The organism is Streptomyces virginiae, assembly GCF_041432505.1.
Classification (GTDB): Bacteria; Actinomycetota; Actinomycetes; order Streptomycetales; family Streptomycetaceae; genus Streptomyces; species Streptomyces virginiae_A.
Window position 1 is genome coordinate 6,881,101 of record NZ_CP107871.1, and the last position, 23,902, is coordinate 6,905,002.

23 protein-coding genes are annotated in these 23,902 nt (G+C 71.5%); 18 read left to right on the forward strand and 5 right to left on the reverse strand.

The window, feature by feature from the left end; genetic code table 11:
• Positions 1-223: 223 nt before the first annotated feature.
• The gene (gene allB, locus OG624_RS31855; RefSeq protein ID WP_033218135.1) at positions 224-1,567 is read left to right on the forward strand and encodes an allantoinase AllB; all 1,344 of its coding nucleotides are present in this window, start codon (positions 224-226) and stop codon (positions 1,565-1,567) included.
• 3 nt (positions 1,568-1,570) lie between these two features.
• Positions 1,571-2,689, forward strand: a complete 1,119-nt coding sequence (alc, locus tag OG624_RS31860) for an allantoicase (RefSeq protein ID WP_033218138.1) — start codon at positions 1,571-1,573, stop codon at positions 2,687-2,689.
• Between the two features lie 296 nt (positions 2,690-2,985).
• On the opposite strand, the gene OG624_RS31865 is transcribed toward alc, so the two are convergent.
• On the reverse strand, positions 2,986-3,723 hold the full coding sequence (locus OG624_RS31865) for an SDR family oxidoreductase (RefSeq protein WP_033218139.1): 738 nt from the start codon (positions 3,721-3,723) through the stop codon (positions 2,986-2,988).
• Positions 3,724-3,901: 178 nt separating this feature from the next.
• Here OG624_RS31865 and OG624_RS31870 point away from each other — a divergent pair, with 178 nt between their 5' ends.
• The 3 genes from OG624_RS31870 to OG624_RS31880 all read left to right on the forward strand — a co-directional run bounded on the left by OG624_RS31870 (position 3,902) and on the right by OG624_RS31880 (position 6,759).
• Complete coding sequence (locus OG624_RS31870) at positions 3,902-4,366, forward strand: hypothetical protein (protein ID WP_158711787.1); 465 nt, start codon at positions 3,902-3,904, stop codon at positions 4,364-4,366.
• Between the two features lie 96 nt (positions 4,367-4,462).
• The gene (locus tag OG624_RS31875) at positions 4,463-5,080 is read left to right on the forward strand and encodes a dihydrofolate reductase family protein (RefSeq protein WP_033218143.1); all 618 of its coding nucleotides are present in this window, start codon (positions 4,463-4,465) and stop codon (positions 5,078-5,080) included.
• 137 nt (positions 5,081-5,217) lie between these two features.
• Positions 5,218-6,759 carry a carboxylesterase/lipase family protein gene (locus OG624_RS31880; RefSeq protein ID WP_371640101.1) on the forward strand — a complete coding sequence of 514 codons (1,542 nt, stop codon included), beginning with the start codon at positions 5,218-5,220 and terminating at the stop codon, positions 6,757-6,759.
• Here OG624_RS31880 and OG624_RS31885 read toward each other — a convergent pair.
• The gene (locus OG624_RS31885; protein WP_158711788.1) at positions 6,756-7,127 is read right to left on the reverse strand and encodes a hypothetical protein; all 372 of its coding nucleotides are present in this window, start codon (positions 7,125-7,127) and stop codon (positions 6,756-6,758) included. The two genes, OG624_RS31880 and OG624_RS31885, sit on opposite strands and share 4 nt — an antisense overlap.
• 132 nt (positions 7,128-7,259) lie before the next feature.
• On the opposite strand from OG624_RS31885, the gene OG624_RS31890 reads away from it, so the two are divergent.
• Complete coding sequence (locus OG624_RS31890; RefSeq protein WP_371640102.1) at positions 7,260-8,198, forward strand: DMT family transporter; 939 nt, start codon at positions 7,260-7,262, stop codon at positions 8,196-8,198.
• Positions 8,199-8,261: 63 nt separating this feature from the next.
• On the opposite strand, the gene OG624_RS31895 is transcribed toward OG624_RS31890, so the two are convergent.
• Entirely contained in the window at positions 8,262-9,275 is a 1,014-nt protein-coding gene (locus OG624_RS31895) for a Gfo/Idh/MocA family protein (protein WP_033218154.1), read from the reverse strand.
• A gap of 195 nt (positions 9,276-9,470) precedes the next feature.
• Between OG624_RS31895 and OG624_RS31900 the strand changes: the two genes are divergently transcribed.
• The 9 genes from OG624_RS31900 to OG624_RS31940 all read left to right on the forward strand — a co-directional run bounded on the left by OG624_RS31900 (position 9,471) and on the right by OG624_RS31940 (position 17,097).
• The gene (locus tag OG624_RS31900) at positions 9,471-10,481 is read left to right on the forward strand and encodes a sugar ABC transporter substrate-binding protein (protein ID WP_442759683.1); all 1,011 of its coding nucleotides are present in this window, start codon (positions 9,471-9,473) and stop codon (positions 10,479-10,481) included.
• Complete coding sequence (locus OG624_RS31905) at positions 10,478-11,521, forward strand: ABC transporter permease (protein WP_161295871.1); 1,044 nt, start codon at positions 10,478-10,480, stop codon at positions 11,519-11,521. Before OG624_RS31900 ends, OG624_RS31905 begins: the two co-directional genes overlap by 4 nt.
• Positions 11,488-12,465 carry an ATP-binding cassette domain-containing protein gene (locus OG624_RS31910; protein WP_371588741.1) on the forward strand — a complete coding sequence of 326 codons (978 nt, stop codon included), beginning with the start codon at positions 11,488-11,490 and terminating at the stop codon, positions 12,463-12,465. Before OG624_RS31905 ends, OG624_RS31910 begins: the two co-directional genes overlap by 34 nt.
• On the forward strand, positions 12,462-13,643 hold the full coding sequence (locus tag OG624_RS31915; protein WP_033218160.1) for an ROK family glucokinase: 1,182 nt from the start codon (positions 12,462-12,464) through the stop codon (positions 13,641-13,643). The genes OG624_RS31910 and OG624_RS31915 overlap by 4 nt, the downstream gene beginning before the upstream one ends.
• Positions 13,640-14,230 carry a hypothetical protein gene (locus tag OG624_RS31920; protein ID WP_033218162.1) on the forward strand — a complete coding sequence of 197 codons (591 nt, stop codon included), beginning with the start codon at positions 13,640-13,642 and terminating at the stop codon, positions 14,228-14,230. The genes OG624_RS31915 and OG624_RS31920 overlap by 4 nt, the downstream gene beginning before the upstream one ends.
• Positions 14,231-14,257: 27 nt before the next feature.
• Entirely contained in the window at positions 14,258-14,890 is a 633-nt protein-coding gene (locus OG624_RS31925; RefSeq protein WP_033218164.1) for an MBL fold metallo-hydrolase, read from the forward strand.
• Between the two features lie 30 nt (positions 14,891-14,920).
• Positions 14,921-15,706, forward strand: coding sequence for an exodeoxyribonuclease III (locus tag OG624_RS31930; RefSeq protein WP_033218169.1), 786 nt, complete (start codon positions 14,921-14,923; stop codon positions 15,704-15,706).
• Between the two features lie 70 nt (positions 15,707-15,776).
• Positions 15,777-16,217, forward strand: coding sequence for a DUF6278 family protein (locus tag OG624_RS31935; RefSeq protein ID WP_033218171.1), 441 nt, complete (start codon positions 15,777-15,779; stop codon positions 16,215-16,217).
• Between the two features lie 136 nt (positions 16,218-16,353).
• Complete coding sequence (locus OG624_RS31940) at positions 16,354-17,097, forward strand: amino acid ABC transporter ATP-binding protein (RefSeq protein WP_033218313.1); 744 nt, start codon at positions 16,354-16,356, stop codon at positions 17,095-17,097.
• An 88-nt stretch (positions 17,098-17,185) separates the two neighbouring features.
• On the opposite strand, the gene OG624_RS31945 is transcribed toward OG624_RS31940, so the two are convergent.
• Both OG624_RS31945 and OG624_RS31950 read right to left on the reverse strand, forming a co-directional pair.
• Entirely contained in the window at positions 17,186-18,772 is a 1,587-nt protein-coding gene (locus tag OG624_RS31945; protein ID WP_033218173.1) for a CocE/NonD family hydrolase, read from the reverse strand.
• 139 nt (positions 18,773-18,911) lie between these two features.
• A complete protein-coding gene (locus tag OG624_RS31950; RefSeq protein WP_371640892.1) occupies positions 18,912-20,081 on the reverse strand; it encodes a L,D-transpeptidase in 1,170 nt (389 codons plus the stop codon).
• Positions 20,082-20,327: 246 nt separating this feature from the next.
• Between OG624_RS31950 and OG624_RS31955 the strand changes: the two genes are divergently transcribed.
• The 3 genes from OG624_RS31955 to OG624_RS31965 are packed head-to-tail and all read left to right on the forward strand — an operon-like array spanning position 20,328 to position 23,900.
• Positions 20,328-21,497, forward strand: coding sequence for a lipid II:glycine glycyltransferase FemX (locus OG624_RS31955; protein ID WP_161288351.1), 1,170 nt, complete (start codon positions 20,328-20,330; stop codon positions 21,495-21,497).
• Positions 21,494-23,185 carry a murein biosynthesis integral membrane protein MurJ gene (gene murJ, locus OG624_RS31960; protein ID WP_244290735.1) on the forward strand — a complete coding sequence of 564 codons (1,692 nt, stop codon included), beginning with the start codon at positions 21,494-21,496 and terminating at the stop codon, positions 23,183-23,185. Before OG624_RS31955 ends, murJ begins: the two co-directional genes overlap by 4 nt.
• 31 nt (positions 23,186-23,216) lie before the next feature.
• Entirely contained in the window at positions 23,217-23,900 is a 684-nt protein-coding gene (locus OG624_RS31965) for a response regulator transcription factor (RefSeq protein WP_033218177.1), read from the forward strand.
• Positions 23,901-23,902 lie beyond the last annotated feature (2 nt).

Here is a 23,902-nt window from a genome sequence, read left to right on the forward strand (position 1 = left end):
TGTCCTGGTGGCGGACGTCCTCCGGAAGTTATCCGCCCGGTTCCCGGTGGTGGTAGCTACATTCTGTATAGCGAAATCTTAATTCCATCCTGTGGAAACATCCAATTGCGGTCCCGGTGGGTCGGTGGTCCGTCCGGACGCTCTTGACTGGGTACCGATCGCCGGGAAGACTCCGTCAACAGAACGTTGAATTTCGCTCTGTGGAAGTAGATGGGGAGGTTCGATGGCCGACGTGGCTGTGGAACTGGTACTGCGCTCGACGCGCGTCATCACCCCCGAGGGGACGCGCGCCGCATCGGTGGCCGTCGCCGGCGGGAAGATCGCGGCCGTGCTGGCCTACGAGGCCGAGGTACCGGCCGGAGCCCGGCTGGAGGACTTCGGCGACGACGTCCTGCTCCCCGGCCTGGTCGACACCCACGTCCACGTCAACGACCCGGGTCGCACCGAGTGGGAGGGCTTCTGGACGGCCACCCGCGCCGCGGCGGCCGGCGGCATCACCACGATCCTCGACATGCCGCTCAACTCCCTGCCGCCGACCACCACGGTCGACAACCTGCGCGTCAAGCAGGAGGTCGCCCGCGCCAAGGCGCACGTGGACGTCGGCTTCTGGGGCGGCGCCCTGCCGGACAACGTGAAGGACCTGGCCCCGCTGCACGACGCCGGCGTCTACGGCTTCAAGTGCTTCCTGTCGCCCTCGGGCGTGGACGAGTTCCCCGAGCTCGACCAGGAACAGCTGGCCACCTCCCTCGCCGAGATCACCGGCTTCGGCGGCCTGCTCATCGTGCACGCCGAGGACCCGCACCACCTGGACGCCGCTCCCGTCGTCCCGGGCCCCAAGTACGCCGACTTCCTCGCCTCCCGGCCGCGCGACGCCGAGAACACCGCGATCGGCAACCTGATCGCCCAGGCCAAGCGGCTGAACGCCCGCGTGCACGTGCTGCACCTGTCCTCCTCCGACGCGCTGCCGCTGATCGCCGCCGCCAAGGCCGAGGGCGTCAAGATCACCGTCGAGTCCTGCCCGCACTACCTCACCCTCACGGCCGAGGAAGTGCCGGACGGCGCCAGCGAGTTCAAGTGCTGCCCGCCCATCCGCGAGGCCGCCAACCAGGACCTGCTGTGGGACGCGCTCGCCGACGGCACGATCGACTGCATCGTGTCCGACCACTCGCCCTCCACCGCGGACCTGAAGACCGACGACTTCTCCACCGCGTGGGGCGGCATCTCCTCCCTCCAGCTGGGCCTTCCCGCCATCTGGACCGAGGCGCGCCGCCGCGGCCGGACCCTGGAGGACGTCGTCCGCTGGATGTCCGCGGCCCCCGCCGCCCTCGCCGGGCTGGCGCAGAAGGGCGCGATCGCGGTCGGCCGCGACGCCGACTTCGCCGTCCTGGCCCCTGAAGAAACGTTCACTGTGGACCCGGCCGAACTCCACCACCGCAACCAGGTCACGGCGTACGCGGGCAAGACCCTGCACGGCGTCGTGAAGTCCACCTGGCTGCGTGGCGCGCGGATCGCCGACCACGGCACCCCGACCGAGCCCACGGGCCTCCTCCTCGAAAGGCAGAACTGACCAGTGGCGATCGAATCCTTCACCGGCAACGCGAACCCGTACGGAGGCGGCGACCCGTACGCGGACTACCGCACCGCGGAGTTCCCCTTCACCCAGTACGCGAACCTCGCCGCCCGTGAGTTGGGCGCCGGTGTCATCGCCGCCAACGACGAGTTCTTCGCTCAGCGCGAGAACCTGCTGATCTCCGAGGCCGCGCACTTCGACCCCGAGGACTTCGGCCACAAGGGCAAGGTCATGGACGGCTGGGAGACCCGCCGCCGCCGTGGCGTCTCCGCCACCCAGCCCTGGCCGACCCCCGAGGACCACGACTGGGCGCTCGTACGCCTGGGCGCCCCCGGCATCATCCGCGGCATCGTGGTCGACACCGCCCACTTCCGCGGCAACATGCCGCAGGCCGTCTCCGTCGAGGCGACCAACTGGGCGGGCGCCCTCGCGCCGACCCCGGAGGAGCTCCAGGGCGACGACGTGAAGTGGACGACTCTCGTCGCCCGCACCCCGGTCGGCGGCCACGCGGCCAACGGCTTCGAGGTGGACGCCCCGCAGCGCTTCACCCACCTGCGCGTCAACCAGCACCCCGACGGCGGCATCGCCCGCCTGCGCGTCTACGGCGAGGTCCTGCCCGACCCGAAGTGGCTCGACGCGCTCGGCTCCTTCGACGTGGTGGCCCTGGAGAACGGCGGCTCCGTCCAGGACGCCTCCAACCGCTTCTACTCCCCGCCGACCAACACCATCAACCCGGGCCGCTCCCGCAAGATGGACGACGGCTGGGAGACCGCGCGCCGCCGTGACAACGGCAACGACTGGATCCGCTACCAGCTCGTCGCCGAGTCCGAGATCCGCGCCGTCGAGATCGACACCGCGTACCTCAAGGGCAACTCGGCCGGCTGGGCCTCGCTGTCGGTCAAGACCGGCGAGGAGGGCGAGTGGACGGAGTTCCTGCCGCGCACCCGCCTGCAGCCCGACACCAACCACCGCTTCGTCCTGGACGCCCCGGCGGTCGGTACACACATCCGGATCGACATCTTCCCGGACGGCGGCTTCTCCCGCCTGCGCCTGTACGGCTCCCTGACGGAGTCCGGCGCGACCGCTCTGACGGCCCGCCACCAGGAACTGGGCGGCTAGTCCCACAGCGCGCGAGGCCCGCCCGGGGGCCGACACCCCCGAGGCGGGCCTCGCCGTCTCCCGAGCCCCACCTCTCGGCCCCACCTCTCAGCCTCGCCGCCCTTCGAGGCGCGGGGTCCGCGTCGCGCCGTGCATCACGGCGCCGCCGGCGCTCGAGGCCGGGATCCGGATCGAGCCCCACCTCTCAGCCTCGCCGGCGTTTGAGGCGCGGGGTCCGGGGCGGAGCCCCGTGCACGCGGCCCGCACCCTCCCGCCGACGGTACGGCCCCGGGACCCGCCCGCACGCCCGGCGAGGGCTACGCGGCGTGCCCGCCGTCGACGGCGAACTCCGCGCCCGTCACGTACGCCGCCTCCTCACCCGCGAGGAACGACACCAGCGCTGCCACCTCCCGCGGCGCGCCGAACCGCCCGAGGGCCGTCATCGCCGCCTGCGGCCCCGCGTAGGGTCCGTCCGCCGGGTTCATGTCCGTGTCCACCGGCCCCGGGTGCACGATGTTCGCGGTGATCCCGCGCCCGCCCAGCTCCCGGGCGAGGGCCTTGGTCAGCCCGATCAGCGCCGACTTGCTCATGGCGTAGAGCGTCCCGCCCGGACCCGGCACCCGCTGGGTCATGCAGCTGCCGATGGTGATGACGCGCCCGCCGCTGTCCAGGTGTGCGGCCGCCGCCTGCGTCGTGAGGAACACCCCGCGCACGTTGACCGCGAGCACCCGCTCCACGTCGGCCCCGGCCGGCTCCGCCAGCGGCCCGAGCACGCCCACACCGGCGTTGTTCACCAGTACGTCGAGCCGCCCGAACTCCGCCACGACGCGCTCCACCACGGCGCCCGCGGCCGCGGGATCCCCGGCATCCGCCCGCACGGCCAAGGCCCGTCGCCCGAGCGCCTCCACCTTCCCGACGACCTCGGCCGCGGCCCGCGCGTCGCTCACGTAGGTGATCGCGACGTCGACGCCGTCCTCGGCGAGCCGCAGTGCCACGGCCGCCCCGATCCCCCGGCTCCCACCGGTCACCAGGGCCACGGTGCTGTCGCTGTCCATGCTGTCCTCCGCTCGATTGGTTGCGGTTTCAAGCAAACTTCTCCGGAGGGCACCTGGCCGGCCGGAATCCGACCTGGCGTTCCTCCGTGCGGGAGCAACTCCCCGGCCGGGTGCTCGCGTTGCCGAGGGATCATGGAGGACCGCGTCGAAAAGCGTTCGGCGCCGGGTGGGAAGGCAGGTGACCGCTGTGAAGAACCACGCCAATTGGGAGTTCGCGGAATGGGTGCTGGGGGCGGTTCTCCCGGGGTCGACGGCCTTCGATCCGGACAAGATGGAGGGCATCCCCCTGGGTGACTGGATCCCCTTCGACCTCGAAGAACGCGGTGACGATCTCATCGAGGACGACTTCTTGTCCTACTGCGAGGACCTCGAAGGCCCCCTCGTCGTGGTGAACAGCACCAGCTTCGACGACGATCAAGGCCCCTACTTCGTCGAAGCCTCGCGGCTCATCGATTTCGTCAAGACGTTCGACACCCGGGTGCGCCACTACTTCATGTGGGCGGACGTGGTGGTCGTCTCGCCCGTGACCGGCATCGTGATCGTCGTTCAGGCCGACGGGTACCTCGTCAAGGTGCGTGGCAAGGCGATCATGTCGATGCCGGGGGACCCCGGCGGCGAGGAGCGCCGGTCTCCGTCGCCCTGACGAAACGGGTGGGGGCTCGCGTGGCGCGGCGATGAGTTCCGGCGGGTCCGGGAGTCTGGATCCGCGTAGGGACCACCGAGCGAGGAGCGCAGAGCCATGGGGAAGCTGACCCTGACCACCTTCGTGACGCTGGACGGCGTGATGCAGGCCCCCGGCGGGCCCGAGGAGGACCCCAGCGGCGGGTTCGACTACGGCGGGTGGGTCGCGCCGTTCGCCGACGAGGGGATGGGGGAGTTCATCACCGAGGTGTTCGGCCGGGCCGGGGCGTTCCTGCTCGGGCGCAAGACGTACGAGATCTTCGCCGCGTACTGGCCGGAGCACGACGACCCCGCCGACCCCGTGCCCGCCAACCTGAACCGGCTGCCCAAGTACGTGGCCTCGACGACCCTCCACGAGCCGGCCTGGGGGCCGGTCACCGTGCTCGACGGCGAGCACCTGCAGGGCGAGATCGTACGGGTCAAGGACACGCTCGACGGGGAGTTCCAGGTGCACGGCAGCGGGCAGCTCGCCCAGTGGCTGCTGGCCCGGGACCTCGTGGACGAGGTGAACCTGCTGGTCTTTCCCGTGGTCCTCGGCGCCGGGCGGAGGCTGTTTCCCACCGGAGGGCTGCCGACCGCCTACGAGCTGGTGGGTTCCCGTACGACACCGGCCGGCACCGCCATCCACACCTACCGGCCGACGGGCCGGGCCGCCTTCGGCACGGTCGGCGCATAGGGGCCACCTGGCGCGGTGGGCGGGTTTCGCGGCCCGCGGACGATTCCCCCGGCGGACCGAGCGCCTAAATCGCCGGCGCGCGTCCGGCTGCGGCGGGATGATGCGCGATGTCCGGGACACCCAGTGAGGGAGCTGTGATGACCGACGTCGCATCCGAGGCCTCCGGGCCCCACCCGCACGTCCGCGCGGCCGGCGGGGCGCTGCGCGGCACCCGCGAGGACGGCGTGGCGGTCTTCCGCGGCATCCCCTTCGCCGAGCCACCGGTGGGCCCCCTGCGGTTCGCCGCACCGCGGCGCGCACGGCCGTGGGACGGGGTGCGGCCCGCGGTGTCGTACGGTCCGCCGCCCCCGCAGGGCGGCCACTTCGGGATGGACGTACTGGCCCGGGAAGCGGCCGGCGACGACTGGCTCACCGTCAACGTCTGGTCGCCCGAGCCGGGCCCGGGCGCCGAGCTGCCGGTGATGGTGTGGATCCAGGGCGGCGCCTACTCGATCGGCATGTCGGGCCTTCCCGAGTACGACGGCGGCCGCCTGGCGCGTGACGGCGGTGTCGTCGTGGTGACCTTCAACTACCGGGTCGGCCCGGAGGGGTTCGGGCAGATCGAGGGCACGCCCGCCAACCGGGGCCTGCTGGACCAGGTCGCCGCCCTGGAATGGGTGCGCGACAACATCCGGGCCTTCGGCGGCGACCCGGGCCGCGTCACCGTCTTCGGCCAGTCGGCCGGCGCCGGGTCGATCGCCGCGCTGCTCGCGATGCCGCGGGCGGCCGGGCTGTTCGGCCGGGCCGTCGCGCAGAGCGTGCCGGCCACCTTCTTCTCGCCGGAACTCGCCGCCGACATCGCCGCCGCCTGCGCCGCCGAGCTGGGCCTGAGGCCCACCGCGACCGAGCTGTCCGGGGTCGACCCCGCCCGGCTGTCCGCCGCGGCCGACCGGGTCGCTTCCGCGATGGACCGGTGGGCCGACCGCTGGGGCCCGGCCGCGCACCGGGCGATCCCCTTCTCACCGGTCGTCGACGGCGAGATCCTGCCCACCACCCCGTGGCAGGCCTTGGCGGACGGCGCCGGCCGGGGCGTCGACCTCCTCGTCGGCCACACCCGCGACGAGACGCGGCTGCTCACCGCGCTCGACGGACTGCTCGGGCAGATCACCCCGGAGCAGGCGGCCAGGGCCCTGCACGCCTACGGCCCGGGCCGGGACGCCGCACACCGCTACCGCGAGGCCTTCCCGACCGCGGGTCCCGACGAGCTGTACGAGCTGGTCGGCTCCGACTGGCTGTTCCGCATGCCGTCCTTGCACCTCGCCCAGGCCCAGGCCGCCGCCGGCGGGCGCGCCCACGTCTACGAGCTGACCTGGTCCGCCCCGGGCTTGGGCGGCGCCCTCGGCGCCTGCCACGGCCTCGACGTGCCGCTGGTCTTCGGCAACCTGGAGCACGGCCAACCGGCCGCGCTCATCGGCGAGAAGCCGTTCCCGGAGGCGGAGGACGTGTCCGCGTGCATGCGGCGTGCCTGGACGGAGTTCGCCGCCCACGGCGACCCCGGCTGGCCCGCTTACGACAGCGCTCAGCGCCTCGTGCGGCTCTTCGACGCCCGACCGGCCCTCACCGCCTACCCGGAGGAGGCCTCCCGGCTGATCTGGCAGGACCACACCTTCCCGGCCCTGCCGCTGCTCACCGCGCCCTAGCGCGGGTCCAGCGCCAGCTGGACCACCCGGCCCTCGCGCAGGACCAGGAGGTCCGGGGCCTCGTTCTCGTAGTGGCGGATGCGGCCGACCGGGCCCGGCGGGCGGATGTGGGGGGCCAGGAGCAGCAGGAGGTCCTCCACGTCCGGGAGTTGCTCCTCATGGACCTCCTGGCGGGCCGTCAGGGCCCAGCCGCCGCGCTCCGCCGGTCCGAACTCGCCGACGAGCATGCCGCCGACGCGCCATGCCGAGCCACGGCCCGACAGGAGTCCGTCCGGCGACGCGAGCTGGTTCCGGACTTCCGCGAGCACGGCATCCGGTGTGCCGTCGAGCAGGTCGAACGCCAGGTCCAGGGCGTAGAGATCAGCCATGTCACCGATGCTACGGGTCCCGCGGGGACCGCCGACAAACAGGTCGCCCGGCATGATCGGCTCCGGTAGTGTGCGCCCACCCGTGCGAGCCGCCGCCGTCTCCACCCGCCGAAGACCCGTTGGAGACATCCGGTGACCGTCGCCGCACCTGCCGCCGAGGCCGTTCCCCGCCGTTCCCCCCGCGCCTGGCTCGCCGATCTGCCCGTGCTGGCCGTCGCCGTCGTCTGGGGCGGCAGCTATCTCGCGGCCAAGGGGATCACCACCACCCACACCGTCATCGCCGTGCTCGTGCTGCGGTTCGCGCTGGTCCTGCCCGTGCTCGTCGTCGCCGGCTGGACGCGGCTGCGCGCGCTGCGCCCCGCCCAGCTGCGCGGCGCCGGGCTGCTGGGCCTCGTACTCGGCGGGATCTTCCTCCTGGAGACCTACGGGGTCGTCCACACCTCCGCCACCAACGCCGGGCTGATCATCAGCCTGACGATGATCTTCACCCCGCTCGCGGAAGCGGCCGTCCGGAAGCGGGCGCCCTCCCTCGGATTCCTCGGCGCCGCCGCCGTCTCCGTCGCCGGGGTGGTGCTCCTCACCCAGGGCGCCGGCTTCACCGCGCCCAGCGTCGGCGACCTGCTCATCCTCGGCGCCGCCCTCGCCCGGACCCTGCACGTCCTGCTCATGGCCCGCGTCGAGGCCGTCCAGGACGCCGACTCGCTGTCCCTGACCACCGTGCAGCTCGGCGCCGCAGTCCTCGTCTTCGCCCTGCTGGCCGCCGTCCCCGGCACCGGCGACAGCCCCTGGGCCGCCGCCGTCGACTTCGGGCCCGCCGAGTGGGCCGGGCTCGCCTTCCTCTCCGTCTTCTGCACCCTCTTCGCCTTCTTCGTGCAGATGTGGGCCGTACGCCGTACCTCGCCCTCCCGCGTCAGCCTGCTGCTGGGCACCGAGCCGCTGTGGGCCGCCGTCGCCGGTATCGCCGTCGGAGGGGAGGAGCTGGGCGCCCTCGGCTACGCCGGAGCCCTCCTGGTCCTCGTGGGCACCGCCTGGGGCCGCCGCGCCGTGGTCCCCGCCGCCGGGACCTCCTGAGCGTGTCCGGAAAGCGCCGCAGCCGACATTGATCACCCGTCGTACTGTGGCCCCGTGCCCCCCTTACAGAGCCGGCAGGTCCGGGAGCTCCTCCAGCCGCACCCGGCGCCGCTCCCTGCGCGAGAGCTCGCAGGCCTCCGCGATCCGGAAGGCCGCCAGCGCCTCCCGGCCGTCGCACGGATTGGGCCCCTCGCCCCGCACCAGCTGGACGAAGGCCGCCAGTTCGGCCTCGTAGGCCGGGGCGAACCGTTCCAGGAAGCCCGTCCACGGCTTGCTCGCCGCGGGCGGGCCGTGCGGTTCGGTGGAGGAGATCGGCGTCCGGTCGTCCAGCCCGACGGAGACCTGGTCGAGCTCCCCGGCCAGCTCCATCCGCACGTCGTACCCGGCGCCGTTGCACCGCGTGCCGGTGGCCGTGACCAGGGTGCCGTCGTCCAGCGTCAGCACGGCCGCCGCCGTGTCGATGTCGCCGCTCTCGCGGAACAGCGCCGGACCCGCGTCGGAACCGGCCGCGTACACCTCGACCACCTCGCGCCCGGTCACCCAGCGGATCATGTCGAAGTCGTGCACCAGGCAGTCCCGGTACAGCCCGCCGGAGGTCGCCAGGTACCCGGCCGCGGGGGGCGCCGGATCGCCCGTCGTCGTCCGGACGGTGTGCAGCCGTCCCAGGGCGCCCGAACGGACCCGTTCCCGGGCCGTGCCGTAGCCCGCGTCGAAGCGCCGCATGAAGCCCACCTGGAGCAGTCCGCCCGAGGCCGTGACCTCCCGCAGGGCCGCGAGGGTCCGGTTCAGGTCGGGGGCCAGCGGCTTCTCGCAGAACACCGGCAGCCCGCCACGGATCGCCCGTACGACGAGATCCGCGTGCGCCTCGGTCGCCGACGCCACCACCACCGCGTCCACGCCCCAGGTGAAGACCTGCTCCACGGAGGGCGCGGCGGTGGCCCCGAGCCGGTCGGCGAGGCGCGCCGCCCGCGCGGGGTCGGCGTCCGCGAGCAGGAGCGAGCCCGCCTCCGGGTGGCGGGCGAGTACCGCCGCGTGGAAGGACCCGATCCGGCCCGTTCCGATCAAGCCGATGCGCATGCACTCAACCTGACCCTGTCGGCGGAACCTGTCAATCCGCCCGCGCATGTCAACCTGGCCGGGCGTGCCCCGATGACCCTTCATGGTCGACTGTGGCGGATACTGAACGGCTGGACCGGAATGGAGCCGGAATGACCGGATTGGTGACCGGCTCGACGACGGACCGAATTGGTGACGAGGGAAGGGCGCGGCGACGTGGCTAGGGTTCGGACAGGGGTACGCGTCGTGGGCGCCGTGCTCGCGGCGGTACTGGGGGCCTCGCTCGCGGGCTGCAGCAGTACGGGCGGCAAGCGCGCCGAGGAGCGTGCGCGGGCCGCCGAGGCGGGCCGACCGGCCGTCTCCACGCCGCGCTGGACCTTCGCGATGGTCACGCACGCGGGCGACGGCGACACCTTCTGGGACATCGTGCAGAAGGGCGCCAAGGAGGCCGCGGCGAAGGACAACATCAACTTCGTCTACGCCCACGACGACCAGGCCCAGCAGCAGGCGCAGTTCGTGCAGAACGCCATCGACCAGAAGGTCGACGGGATCGTCGTCAGCCTGGCCAAGCCCGAGGCCCTCAAGGACGTCCTCGCCAAGGCCGCCAAGGCCGGTATCCCGGTGATCACGGTCAATTCCGGCTCCGCCCAGTCCGCCGAGTACGGGGCGCTGACCCACATCGGCCAGGACGAGGTGATCGCCGGCGAGGCGGTCGGCACCGAGTTGAACGAGCGCGGCAGGAAGCGGGCCGTCTGCGTCCTGCACGAGCAGGGCAACGTGGGCCACGAGCAGCGCTGCGCCGGGGCGAAGAAGACCTTCTCCGGCACCATGGAGAACCTCTACGTCGAGGGCACCAACATGCCCTCCGTCCAGGCCTCGATCCAGGCACAGCTCCAGGCCGACCCGTCCATCGACGCGATCGTCACCCTCGGCGCCCCCTTCGCGCCCACCGCGATCAAGGCCAAGGACGCGGCCGGCAGCAAGGCCGAGGTCGACACCTTCGACCTCAACGCCTCGGTCGCCCGCGACCTGAAGTCCGGCGCCCTCGGCTTCGCCGTCGACCAGCAGCCCTATCTCCAGGGCTACGAGGCCATCGACCTGCTCTGGCTCTACCGCTACAACGCGAACGTGCTCGGCGGCGGCCGCCCGGTCCTCACCGGCCCGCAGATCGTCACCGCGGACGAGGCCGCCAAGCTGGAGGAGTACATCAAGCGGGGCAGCCGATGAGCACCACCGCACCGGCCGACGGGCTCGACGAACGGCTCGCCCCCACCTCGGCCCTGCGCAAGCTGCTCGCCCGCCCCGAGCTGGGCTCGGTGGTCGGCGCCGTCGCCGTCTTCGTCTTCTTCTCCATCGCCGCCCCCAGCTTCCTGCAGGCCTCCAGCCTCAGCACGGTCCTGTACTCGGCCTCCACCATCGGGATCATGGCCGCCCCCGTGGCCCTGCTGATGATCGGCGGCGAGTTCGACCTCTCCGCGGGTGTCATGGTCACCACCTCGGCGCTGGTGAGCTCGATGTTCAGCTACCAGATGACCGCGAACGTCTGGGTCGGCGTCGGCGTGTCCCTGCTGGTCACCCTGGCCATCGGCTTCTTCAACGGGTTCATGCTGACCCGCACGAAGCTGCCCAGCTTCATCATCACGCTCGGCACCTTCCTGATGCTGACGGGCCTGAACCTCGGCTTCACCAAGCTGATCACCGGCACGGTCTCCACCAAGACCATCGCCGACATGGAGGGCTTCGCCTCCGCCCGCGCCCTCTTCGCCTCGCAGTGGAACATCGGCTCGGTCACCCTCAAGGTCACCATCCTGTGGTGGTTCGCCATCGTGGCCGTCGCCACCTGGATCCTGCTGCGCACCCGCGCCGGTAACTGGATCTTCGCCGTCGGCGGTGGGGCGGACGCGGCCCGCGCCACCGGCGTGCCCGTCGTGAAGACCCGGATCGGGCTCTACATGGGCGTCGCCCTGTGCGCCTGGATCTCCGGACAGCACATCCTCTTCTCGTTCGACGTGGTCCAGTCGGGCGAGGGCGTCGGCAACGAGTTCCTCTACATCATCGCGGCCGTCATCGGCGGCTGTCTGATGACCGGCGGCTACGGCTCCGCCATCGGCTCGGCGGTCGGCGCCTTCATCTTCGGCATGACCAGCAACGGCATCGTGTACGCCCAGTGGAACCCGGACTGGTTCAAGTTCTTCCTCGGCGCGATGCTCCTGCTGGCCACGCTGCTCAACGCATGGGTCCGCAAGCGGGCGGAGGCGAGCAAGTGATCGCGACCGACAAGAGCACCACCACGACCGCGCCCGGGGCGGACCCCGCCCTGGTGAAGCTGACCGACGTCAGCAAGTTCTACGGGAACATCCGCGCCCTCCAAGGGGTCTCCCTGGAGGTCTCGGCGGGCGAGATCACCTGTGTCCTCGGCGACAACGGCGCCGGCAAGTCCACCCTCATCAAGATCATCGCTGGGCTGCACCGGCACGACGCCGGCACCTTCGAGATCGAGGGGGAGGAGACCGTCCTCGCCAACCCCCGCGCGGCCCTCGACCACGGCATCGCCACCGTCTACCAGGACCTCGCCGTCGTCCCGCTCATGCCCGTCTGGCGGAACTTCTTCCTCGGCTCCGAGCCCACCAAGGGCCGCGGCCCCCTGCGCCGCCTCGACGTGGACCTCATGCGCCGCACCACCCGCACGGAGCTGCTGCGCATGGGCATCGACCTGCGCGACGTGGACCAGCCCATCGGCACCCTGTCCGGCGGTGAACGCCAGTGCGTGGCCATCGCCCGCGCCGTGTACTTCGGGGCGAAGGTCCTCGTCCTCGACGAGCCCACCGCGGCCCTCGGCGTGAAACAGTCCGGAGTGGTCCTCAAGTACGTCGCGGCCGCCCGGGACGCGGGCCTCGGCGTGGTCCTGATCACCCACAACCCGCACCACGCGTACCTGGTGGGGGACCGTTTCGTGCTCCTCAAGCGGGGCACCATGGCGGGCAGCCACACCCGCGACTCGATCACGCTCGACGAGCTCACCCGGCAGATGGCGGGCGGCTCCGAGCTGGACGAGCTGAGCCACGAACTGGAGCGAGTGGCAGAATCGGGGGCAGGCGCCCCACACGCCACGGCCGCGACGGACCGCGCAGCCGGTCGGAGCGGCCCGGCCGACGACGCCGACCGGACCCCCCGAACCACCGCACCCAAGAGGGACGACACGACTCGATGAGCACGTACCGGGATTTCGCGCTCACCCACCGGGGGTCGGCGCGAGGCACCGTCCTGCGGACCATCGGGACCCGGGAGCGCCGGTCGCACCTGACGGCCCCGCGCGTCCCCACGGTCGGCATCGACATCGGCGGCACCAAGGTGATGGCCGGCGTCGTCGACGCCGACGGGATCATCCTGGAGAAGATCCGCACGGAGACCCCGGACAAGTCCAAGAGCCCCAAGGTCGTCGAGGACACCATCGTCGAGCTGGTGCTGGACCTCTCCGACCGGCACGACGTGCACGCGGTCGGCATCGGGGCGGCCGGCTGGGTCGACGCCGACCGCTCCCGCGTGCTGTTCGCACCCCACCTGGCCTGGCGCGACGAGCCCCTGCGGGACGCGCTCCAGTCCCGGCTCGCGGTCCCGGTCATGGTCGACAACGATGCCAACACCGCCGCCTGGGCGGAATGGCGCTTCGGTGCCGGTCGCGGCGAGGACCACCTCGTCATGATCACGCTCGGCACCGGCATCGGCGGGGCCATCCTCGAAGGCGGCCAGGTCAAGCGCGGCCGGTACGGGGTCGCGGGCGAATTCGGCCATATGCAGGTCGTCCCCGGCGGCCACCGCTGTCCCTGCGGCAACCGCGGCTGCTGGGAGCAGTACAGCTCCGGCAACGCCCTGGTCCGCGAGGCCCGCGAGCTGGCCGCCGCGGACTCCCCGGTCGCGTACAACATCATCGCCAAGGTCGGCGGCAACGTCCACGAGATCACCGGACCGCTGATCACCGAGCTGGCCCGGGAGGGCGACGCCATGTGCGTCGAGCTGCTCCAGGACATCGGCCAGTGGCTGGGCGTCGGCATCGCCAACCTCGCCGCCGCCCTCGACCCCTCCTGCTTCGTCATCGGCGGTGGCGTCAGCGCCGCCGACGACCTGCTGATCGGCCCGGCCCGGGACGCCTTCCGCCGCCACCTCACCGGTCGCGGCTACCGCCCCGAGGCCCGTATCGCCAAGGCCCAGCTCGGGCCCGAGGCGGGCATGGTCGGCGCCGCCGACCTCGCCCGGCTCGTCGCCCGCCGCTTCCGCCGCGCCACCCGCCGCCGGGTCGAGCGCTACGAGCGGTACGAGCGCTACGCGCAGCAGCTGGGCCGACGCGACCCCGCCGCCGCCCCCGGCCCCGACGACCAGGACGCACAGTGAACCCGCCCACCCTGCCCCACCAGGCCTCCGCCCCCGATGCCGAAGGCGCCCCGACGCCCACCGCCGAGGACCGCAGGCACGTCGTCAAGCGCCGCTGGATCACCGCGATCATCATCCTGCTGCTGGTCGGCGTACCCGCGGGCTACCTGGCGATCTCCACCCAGCAGAGCCGCGAGAGCGGCCGCGACAAGGCCGCCAAGGTCGGCGCGTCCCAGGTGCGCCCCGGCTGGCCCTCCAAGGTGCAGCGCAGCATCTACGAGGTCCCGGTCCCGGACAAGGCCTGGCGCGTCGGGTTCCTGGAGACCAACAACTGGCGCACCAGCCGGCTGTACGTCCAGTTCGCGGTCACCCCGCAGGAACTGGACGGCTTCCTGTCCTCCCTCGGCATCGGCCGCGAGGACCTGACCCCCGGCGTCTCGATCTCCACCCACGACACCTCGGTCGCCGGCTGGCACTGGAAGCCGCGGACCCCGTGGCTGGGCACCACCCTGGAACAGGACGACCCGCGGCCCACCCGCGACATCACCGTCGACCTCACCGACCCCAAGGTCTCCAAGGTCTACGTGGTCTCCTCCACCACCCCGTGAGCCCCCCGAGCGCTTAGCCTTGGGATCATGAAGCTCACCAAGCGGCTGCATTCCTGCGTCCAGTTGGAGAAGGACGGGCGCACGCTCGTCATCGACCCGGGCGCCTTCAGCGAACCGGACGCGGGCCTGGGGGCGGACGCCCTGCTGGTCACGCACGAACACCCCGACCACTTCGAGGAGGGACGGCTGCGGGCCGCCCTCGACGCCGATCCGGCGGTCGAACTGTGGACCCTGCGCAGCGTCGCGGAGAAGCTCGCCCCCGCCTATCCGGGCCGGGTGCACACCGTCGGCCACGGCGACGCCTTCACGGCGGCCGGGTTCGAGGTCCAGGTGCACGGGGAGCTGCACGCGGTGATCCACCCGGACATCCCGCGCGTCACGAACGTCGGCTACCTCGTGGAGGGTTCCCTCTTCCACCCCGGGGACGCGCTGACCGTGCCCGGAGTACCCGTCGAGACCCTGATGGTCCCGGTGCACGCCCCCTGGAACAAGGTCTCCGAGGTGATCGACTACCTCCGCGAGGTCAAGCCGCGCCGGGCCCTGGACATCCACGACGCCTACCTCGCCGACATCGCCCGGCCGATCTACGACAACGTCCTGGGCGCCCTCGGGGGCACCGACCACGGGCGACTCACCGCGGGGGACTCCGCCGAACTGTGACTGTCGGTGCCGGGCGGTAGGTTGGCACGTATGCGTATCGCCACCTTCAACGTCAACTCCATCACCGCCCGGCTGCCGCGCCTGCTGGCCTGGCTGGAGAGCTCCGGCACGGACGTCCTGTGCATCCAGGAGACCAAGTGCTCGGAGGCGCAGTTCCCCTACGCCGAGCTGCGCGAGCTGGGCTACGAATCGGCGGTCAACGCCACCGGCCGCTGGAACGGCGTCGCCCTGCTCTCCAAGGTCGGCCTGGAGGACGTGGTCCTCGGACTGCCCGGCGGGCCCGACTACGAGGGCGTCCAGGAGCCCCGCGCGATCTCCGCCACCTGCGGCGGCGTCCGGGTCTGGTCGGTGTACGTGCCGAACGGGCGCGAGGTCGAGCACGACCACTACGGCTACAAGCTGGAGTGGTTCCGCTCCCTGGCCACGGCCGTCGCCGAGGACGCGGCCGGTGCGCGCCCCTTCGCGGTGCTCGGCGACTTCAATGTGGCCCCGACCGACGAGGACGTCTACGACCCGGCCGTCTTCGCGGGCCTCACCCATGTCACCCCCGCCGAGCGGGCCGCCCTGGAGGCGCTGCGCGCCGCCGGCCTCTCGGACGTGTTCCCGCGCGCGCTGAAGTACGACCGTCCCTACACCTTCTGGGACTACCGGATGCTCGCCTTCCCCAAGAACAAGGGCATGCGCATCGACCTGGTCTACGGGAACGAGGCCTTCACCAAGGCCGTCACCGACTCCTACGTCGACCGCGAGGAGCGCAAGGGCAAGGGCGCGTCCGACCACGCGCCCGTCGTCGTGGACCTGGACCTCGGCGTCTGAGGATGTCCGGACCGACGGATCCGTGCGCGCCCTGTGGTCAGCGGCGGATCCTGGTGCGAGGCTGGGCGGTATGAACATCCCTTTCCTGGGCAACTGGCTGAACCGAAGCGAAACGGAACAGGGTGCGGGACTCGCCGCCGCCCTCGCGGACGACCCCGAGGGTGTCGCCGAGCTGTTCTCGGAGTGCGAGATGCTGCGCGTCCAGGCACGGGCGGCCGGGCTCGAACTCGATGAGAGCCAGGCCTCGTTGGAGGCACTGGACCAGCTGATGCCGCGCTGGCGGCGGGATCCCGAGGCGGTGCCCTGGCTCGGCAACGACGCCGGCTTCTACCTCGGTACGGTGATCATCCGGACCGTTCCGGGGACCGCCTGGCTGGTGTGGCCCAACGGCCAGCCGGTGATCCGGCTGGCCTCGGGCCGGGAGCTGAACGTGATCGAGTCGGGCGTGTCCTGGGCGATGACAGGGTCCCCCGAGCTCAGCCAGGCCTACGCGGAAGCCTCCGAGGGCTGACGTTCCGGCGTGTCGTGGTCCCTCTCGCGTGCGAAGTGCCCTTCCATGCCTGGATAGTTTGCGCCGGCCCCGACGCATCGCGACCGGGACCGGGAACGACTCCGAGAACGACTCCGACAAGTGGGCAGGGCAGCACATGGCCGTCGAACCGTTGATCGAGCTGCGGGACGTCAACAAGCACTTCGGTGCGCTGCACGTACTGCGGGACATCAACCTCACCGTCGGCCGCGGGGAGGTGGTGGTGGTCATCGGCCCCTCCGGTTCCGGGAAGTCCACCCTGTGCCGGGCGATCAACCGACTGGAGACCGTCGAGTCGGGCACGATCCTGATCGACGGGGAGGCGCTGCCCGCGGAGGGCAAGGAGCTGGCCCGGCTGCGCGCCGAGGTGGGAATGGTCTTCCAGTCCTTCAACCTGTTCGCGCACAAGACCGTGCTCGCCAACGTCTCGCTCGCGCAGGTCAAGGTCCGCGGCCGCAAGCGGGGCGAGGCGGACCGGCGCTCCCGGGAGCTCCTGGAGCGGGTGGGCCTGGCCGACCAGGCCGAGAAGTTCCCGGCCCAGCTCTCCGGCGGTCAGCAGCAGCGCGTGGCGATCGCCCGCGCCCTCGCCATGAATCCCAAGGCCCTGCTCTTCGACGAGCCCACCTCGGCACTCGACCCGGAGATGATCAACGAGGTGCTGGAGGTCATGCGCCAGCTCGCCCGCGAGGGCATGACCATGATCGTGGTCACCCACGAGATGGGCTTCGCCCGCTCCGCCGCGAACCGCGTGGTCTTCATGGCCGACGGACAGATCATCGAGGACCGCACTCCGGAGCAGTTCTTCACCGACCCGGAGAGCGACCGCGCCAAGGACTTCCTCTCCAAGATCCTCAAGCACTGACGGCACCGGGCACCGGGCACCTGGTGGCGGCCACCGGCCACCGGGTGCGGCCGCCGCCGGGCGGACCGGACCCGGCGGCAGCCGTGGATCACTGCTCGCGCAGCGGCACCGACACGTAGCTGGGGTCGGTGCGCGGCGAGGAGAAGGTCATCTGCGCGCCGAGCGGGTTGTGCTCGATGTACAGCGGGTCGACGGTGTCGACGACGAGGGCGAGCCGGTGGCCCGCGGGAACGTCGTAGGCGGTGGAGAACAGCTCCAGGTCCACCCCGAAGGCCTGGCCGGGAGTCTTGCCGTGGAAGGTGTACGGGGCGTTGCTGACGAGCTTGCCGATGCCGAGCGGGCCGACGTCGTAGAGGTACGCGACGAAGGTGCCGTCGCCCTTGGTGGGGGTGACCGTGGTGTGCAGTTTCGCGGTGCCGCGGATCCGGCGCGCCCGGTCGTAACGCTCCGACTGCCAGACGGCCGCGAAGGCCCGGGGCAGGAGCGGGACGGAGGCGATCGGCGGCGCCTTGACGAACTGGTCGAGGGCACTGGACAGGAGGAGGATGCCGCCGTTGGCGCCGGAGTCGACATTGGCGAAGAGGTGCTCGCTGTCGGAGAGCGCGAGCTTCTCGGTGCCCCCGGCGCCGACCGACTTCCAGTCGGCGTAGCCCTCGTACCCGTTGTCGCTACGGGACTTGATCTGTACCGGGGCCTCGGTGTCGACGCCGTTGCGCTCGCCCTTGAGGTAGCGGTCGAACCAGCGGTGCGCGTTGGTCCAGGTGTCGTTGGGCAGCCCGAGCAGGCCGGTTCCCTCGGCGGTGGCGTGGTCCCCGGGCCGGAACTCCAGACGCTTGGGGCCGGTCAGCCGCTCGTAGAACTTCGCGTACTGGTTGGGCGGGAAGATGGTGTCGCCCCAGGCGTTGCCGAGCATGATCGCGGCACCGTTGGCGTTGATCCGGTCCACCTGCTCGGAGGCCGAACGCCGCCTGCCCCACTCGATCATCTCCTGCTCCTTGTCCAGCCGGGAGCCGAGGAAGTTGCCGAGCAGCGTCTTCAGTTCGGGTCCGGGGCGGCCGGTGAGGTATCCGGCGGCGCCGAGCATCGCGGCGGCCTGGACGTGCTGGGTGCGACCGGAGTAGATGGACTCGATCAGGTCGGCCCAGCCGCTCATCGCGACCACGGCCTTGACGCGCGGGTCCTGGGCGGAGGCCAGCAGGGTGATGCCGGCGGCGTACGAGACCCCGCCGAGGCCGATACGGTCCGCGTCGGCGGGGGAGTTGGCGAGCGCCCAGTCGATGACGGCGCTGACGTCGGCGATGTCCGGCGGGCCGGCCACCTCGATCTCGCCGCCGGAGAGCCAGAAGCCGCGCGAGGTGTAACTGACCACGACGTAGCCGGAGTCGGCGAGCTTCTTGGCCTGGGCGATGTATTCGATCTGCGGCAGGCCCCAGCTGGTGGGCAGCACGATCAGCGGGTACTTGCGGCCGCTCTCGGCCCCGGCCGGGGTGAAGACGTTGCCCTTGAGGGTGATTCCGCCGGAGCCCGGGATGTCGTGGAAGCGCACCTGCGACGAGGCGTCGGCGGCGGCTGCCACGGTGGTGGCGGGCGCCGCCTGGGCCTGGTGGGGGGCCAGGCCCAGGGCGGTCGCCGCCAGCAGGGTCGCCACGGCCGCGGCGGTGGTGGTGCGGTGCATCTCTCGCTCCTCGCGTACGCCGGGGTTGTCAAAGTGACCCGACGGTAACGGGAGCGAGTTACCCAAAGTAACCCGTGAGTAAGTTACGCACTGGTAACGATTGGGTGGTAGGGGTGGACCGGCCCGCGCGGAGCGGCCGTCAGCCGTTCTGCGGGGCGCCGGACTGGGCGCTCTTGGCCTTCCACTGGTCCCAGGACAGGTTCCACTCGCCGTAGCCGTTGCCGATGTCGGCGTTGCCCTTGGAGCCCTCGCCGACCACCTCGAAGGCGTCACCGATCTGCGACTGCGCGAAGAAGTCCTTGGCGTTGGCGTCGCTCATCCCCACGCAGCCGGAACTGCTGTTGGAACGGCCGAAGTTGGCCTCGTTCCACGGGGCGGCGTGCGCGTACATGCCCGACCAGGTCAGCCGCATCGAGTAATCGACCATCTTGTCGTAGGCGTTGTCCAGGCCCACCGTCTGGGAGTCCATCCGGATGGTGCCCTCCTTCGACATGATCACCATCTTCCCGGACCAGGACGCCTTCTTGCCGCCCGGAGTGCCGGCCGAGATGGGGATCGTCTTCTGCGTCTGGCCGTCCTCGGTCACCGTCAGCTTCTTGGCGTCGAGGCTGACCTGGACCCGACGGTCCTTGCCGATCTTGAACTCGGTGTTGTAGTCCCGGGCGAACATCCCGCCGCCCTTGCCGGAGTCCACACCGTTCAGGTGCATCTCGACCTTCACGTCGGTGCCGGACTTCCAGTAGTCCTTGGGCCGCCAGTCGACGCGGTCGTTGCCGGAGTGGTCCTTGATCCAGCCCCAGGAGCCCTCGGTGTTGTTCGAGGTGGTGACCTTGAGCTGCTTCTCCACCTCGGCCTTGTTCGTCACCGGGTTGTCGAAGACGAGCGACACGGGCATCGCCACGCCCACCGTGCTGCCCTTGGTGATGTTGATCGAGACCTTGTTCACCTTGTCGGCGGCGCTCGTCCTGAACTGCGTGGTGGCGCTCTGGCTGTCGGTGTTCTGCGCCTCGACCTTGTACTCCGCGCCGGCCGGGGCGTTGCGCTCCGAGGTCCAGCTCTTCCCGTCGTCGGCTATCTTCCCCGGCAGCTCCGCGCCCTTGGCGTCGGTCACCTTCACCTGGGCCAGCTTGCCCTCGGCGACGGTCACCGTCACCGGCTGGCCCGCCTTCACCTGATCGCCCGTGAGGTTCACCGAGACCGCCATGGGCGCCTTCGGCTTCGCGTCGTCCTTGCCCTTGTCGTCGCCACCACCGTCGCTCCCGCCCGAACAGGCGGTGAGCGCGGCGGCCAGAAGTGCGGTGCCCGCCATGGCGGTGCGGCGTATACGGCTCAACGAAGGGCCCTTTCCAGGAGCGGTGGGGAGTGACGTTCGCAAAGGGAGATGCCAACGACCCGACTTTAGGTTCCGTGATCGGCGCAAAACCTCGTCCTTTCCCTTGTGACGTCGACCGCAGCGAAACGGTCATCATCCGGTCACAATCGCCGCGCACGGCGGTCACGGGCGGCTGTGAGAGTCCTGTGAGAGACCGTCAGGACGACAGGAAGGCCGTCTGCCGTGTGCGCACTGCTCGTGACCCCCGCCCAGCAGGACCATGACCAGGACCGGGAGCTCCGCGTGCGTGCCCTGTCCGTCTCGGAATACCAGGCGTTCCTTTCCCGCCACGGCGGGGCGAGCTTTCTCCAGTACCCGTCCTGGGCGCGCGTAAAGGACCTTTGGCGCTCGGAAAGGGTCGGTTGGCACTATGCGGACGGCCAGATTCAGGGCGCCGGTCTGGTGCTCTATCGGCAATTCCCCGGCACCCGGAAATACTTCGCCTACCTTCCCGAGGGCCCCGTCGCCGACTGGTCCGATCCGCACATCGACCGCTGGCTGAACCCGCTCATGCGCCACCTGCGCTCCGCCGGCGCCTTCGCGGTCCGCATCGGCCCCACCCCCGCCTACCGGCGCTGGGACGCGGCCACCGCCAAGGCCGCCTCCGGGCCCGGCCGGCAGATATCCGACGTGCTCGCCACCGAGGTCGACCCGGTGGGCGCCGCCCTCGCCGACCGGCTGCGCACCCGCGGCTGGACGCGGTGCGGCGGCGAGGACGACGGCGACGCCCAGCCCCGCCACGTCTTCCGCGTCCCGCTGGCCGGCCGCACCCTCGACGAGGTCTGGGCGGGCCTCAACCAGGAATGGCGGCGCAACGTACGCAAGGCCACGAAGTCCGGCGTGGAGACGGTCATCGGCACCGCCGCGGACCTCCCCGAGTTCTACCGCCTGCTGCGCATCACCGAGGAGCGCGACGGCTTCCGCCTCGGCCGCTCCCTCGCGTACTACGAGCAGCAGTACCAGGTCCTCAACGAGGAGGCGCCCGGCCGCATGCGGCTCTACCTGGGCGTCCACCAGGGCGAGATCCTCGCCGCCCACACGATGATCACCGCCGGGAAGCGGGTCTGGTACCAGACCGGCGCCTCCGCCGACCACCGCCGCGAGGTACGCCCCAGCAACGCCCTGCAGTGGCGCATGATGTGCGACGCCCACGCCCTCGGCGCACAGGAGTACGACATGCGCGGGGTACCCTCCACCCTTGACCCCTCGGCGCGTTCGTACGGGCTGCTGCGCTGGAAGCTCGGCACCGGCGGACAGGTCGTCGAGACGCTGGGAGAGTGGGAGATACCGATGGACGGAGTCGCCAACACGGCGCTCTACAAGGCGTTCCAGGCCTACCTGGCCCGCCGGTGACCGCCACCGACACCGACAGCGGCACCAGAGCGGACACCGCCCCGGCGAGCGCCGGAGCGTCCACGGGGAAGACCTCGGTCCTACGCAGCGGCGCCCTCATGGCGGCCGGTTCCATCGTCTCCCGCGCCACCGGCTTCATCCGCTCGGCCGTCGTCGTCGCGGCGCTGGGCACCGGACTCCTCGGCGACGGCTACGCCGTCGCCAACACGGTCCCGAACATCATCTACATGCTGCTCATCGGCGGCGCGCTCAACGCCGTCTTCGTACCCGAGCTGGTCCGGGCCGCCAAGGAGCACGCCGACGGCGGATCCGCCTACACCGACCGCCTGCTCACCGCCTGCACCGCCGCCCTCGTGGCACTCACCGCCGTCGCCGTCCTCGCCGCCCCGGTGATCGTCTCGGTGTACACCGACTACGACGGGGCCCAGGCGAGCACCACCGTGGCCCTGGCCCGGTACTGCCTGCCCCAGATCCTCTTCTACGGGCTCTTCACCCTGCTCGGGCAGGTGTTGAACGCCCGCGGCCGGTTCGGCGCGATGATGTGGACCCCGGTCCTCAACAACCTCGTGATCATCGGAGTCTTCGGGCTCTTCCTCCACGTCTCCCACGCCGGGGCACCCGGCCTGACCGGCGCCGAGACCCGGCTCCTGGGCCTGGGCACCACCGCAGGCATCGTCGTCCAGGCCCTCGCGCTGATCCCCTCGCTGCGCGCCGCCCGCTTCCGCTGGCGTCCGCGCTTCGACTGGCGCGGCAGCGGACTCGGCCGCCCCCTGCGCAACGCGGGCTGGACCGTCATGCTCGTCCTCACCAACCAGATCGCCTACTGGGTCGTCACCCGGCTCTCCACCACCACCGGGCAGCACGCCGTGGACGCCGGACTCGCGGGCGGCGCCGGCTACACCGCCTACAGCAACGCCTACCAGCTGTGGATCGTCCCGCAGGGCATCATCACCGTCTCCCTCGTGACCGCCCTGATGCCACGGATGAGTTCGGCAGCCGCCGAGGGCGACCTCGCCGCCGTGCGCCGCGACGTCTCCTACGCCCTGCGCTCCAGCGCGGCCCTCGTCGTGCCCGCCGCCGCGCTCTTCGCCGCCCTCGCCCCCTGGGTGATGGGCAGCGTCTTCGGGTACGGCCGCACCGGCGCCGCCGACATAGAGGTCATGGCGGGCATGCTCATCGCCTTCGCGCCCGGCCTGATCGCCTTCTCCGCGCAGTACGTCCTCTCGCGCGGTTTCTACGCACTCTCCGACACCCGGACCCCCTTCTTCCTGAACCTGGTCATCGCCGCGCTCACCGCCGGGCTGTCCGCCGCCGCCTACTTCCTGCTGTCCCCGCGCTGGGCCGTCACCGGCATGGCCGCCGCCTCCTCCGTCGCCTTCCTCGCGGGCGCCGCCGTCACCGCCCACACCCTCACCCGCCGGCTCGGCCCGCGCGAGGGCACCCGTACGCAGCGGCGCGCGACCGCCGTACGGACCCACCTGAGGCTCCTGGTCGCCTGCGCACCGGCCGCCGCCGCCGCGTACGCGACCGCCCGCGCCACCGAGCGGTTCGGCGACTTCGCCGCCGTCGGGGCGGGAACCGCCGCCCTGGCCCTCGTCGTCGTCATCCTCGCCGGGCCGCTGCGCCTGACGGAGATCACCGACATGCTGGACTCCCTGAGGCGCAGGACCGGCCTACAGCGGAGGTAAGGCCCCGCAACACCTTTGGGATACTGACCGGATGCCACGCGTACTGCTGATCGAGGACGACCCTTCCATCCGCGAGGGGGTCGGCCTCGGCCTGCGCCGCCGGGGCCACGACGTGAGTTCCGCCGAGACCGGAGAGGAAGGGCTGGCGCTGATGGGCGGCTTCCGCCCCGAGCTCGTCCTGCTCGACCTGATGCTGCCGGGCATCAACGGCGTCCAGGTCTGCCGCCGCATCCGCGAGACCAGCCAGGTGCCGATCATCATGCTCACCGCACGCGGCGACGACTTCGACATCGTCGTCGGCCTGGAGGCCGGCGCCGACGACTACATCGTCAAACCCGCCCGCACCGAGGTCATCGAGGCCCGCATCAAAGCCGTCCTGCGCCGGCTCACCGACCCCGTCGGCGCCCGCCCGGGAGTCGAGCACCACGGCGAGCTGAGCATCGACCGCGCCGGGCTGAGCGTCGCCAAGAACGGCGAGCGCGTGCCCCTCGCCCCCAGCGAGATCAAGCTCCTGCTGCACCTGTCGGCCTCGCCCGAGCAGGTCTTCTCCCGCCAGCAACTCCTCGAGTACGTGTGGGACCACAGCTACCACGCCGACGCCCGGCTCGTGGACGCCTGCGTCCGCCGGCTGCGCACCAAGGTCGAGGACCCCGACGCGAGCCCCCGCTACATACAGACCGTGCGCGGCTTCGGCTACCGCTTCGGTCCGCTGTAGGC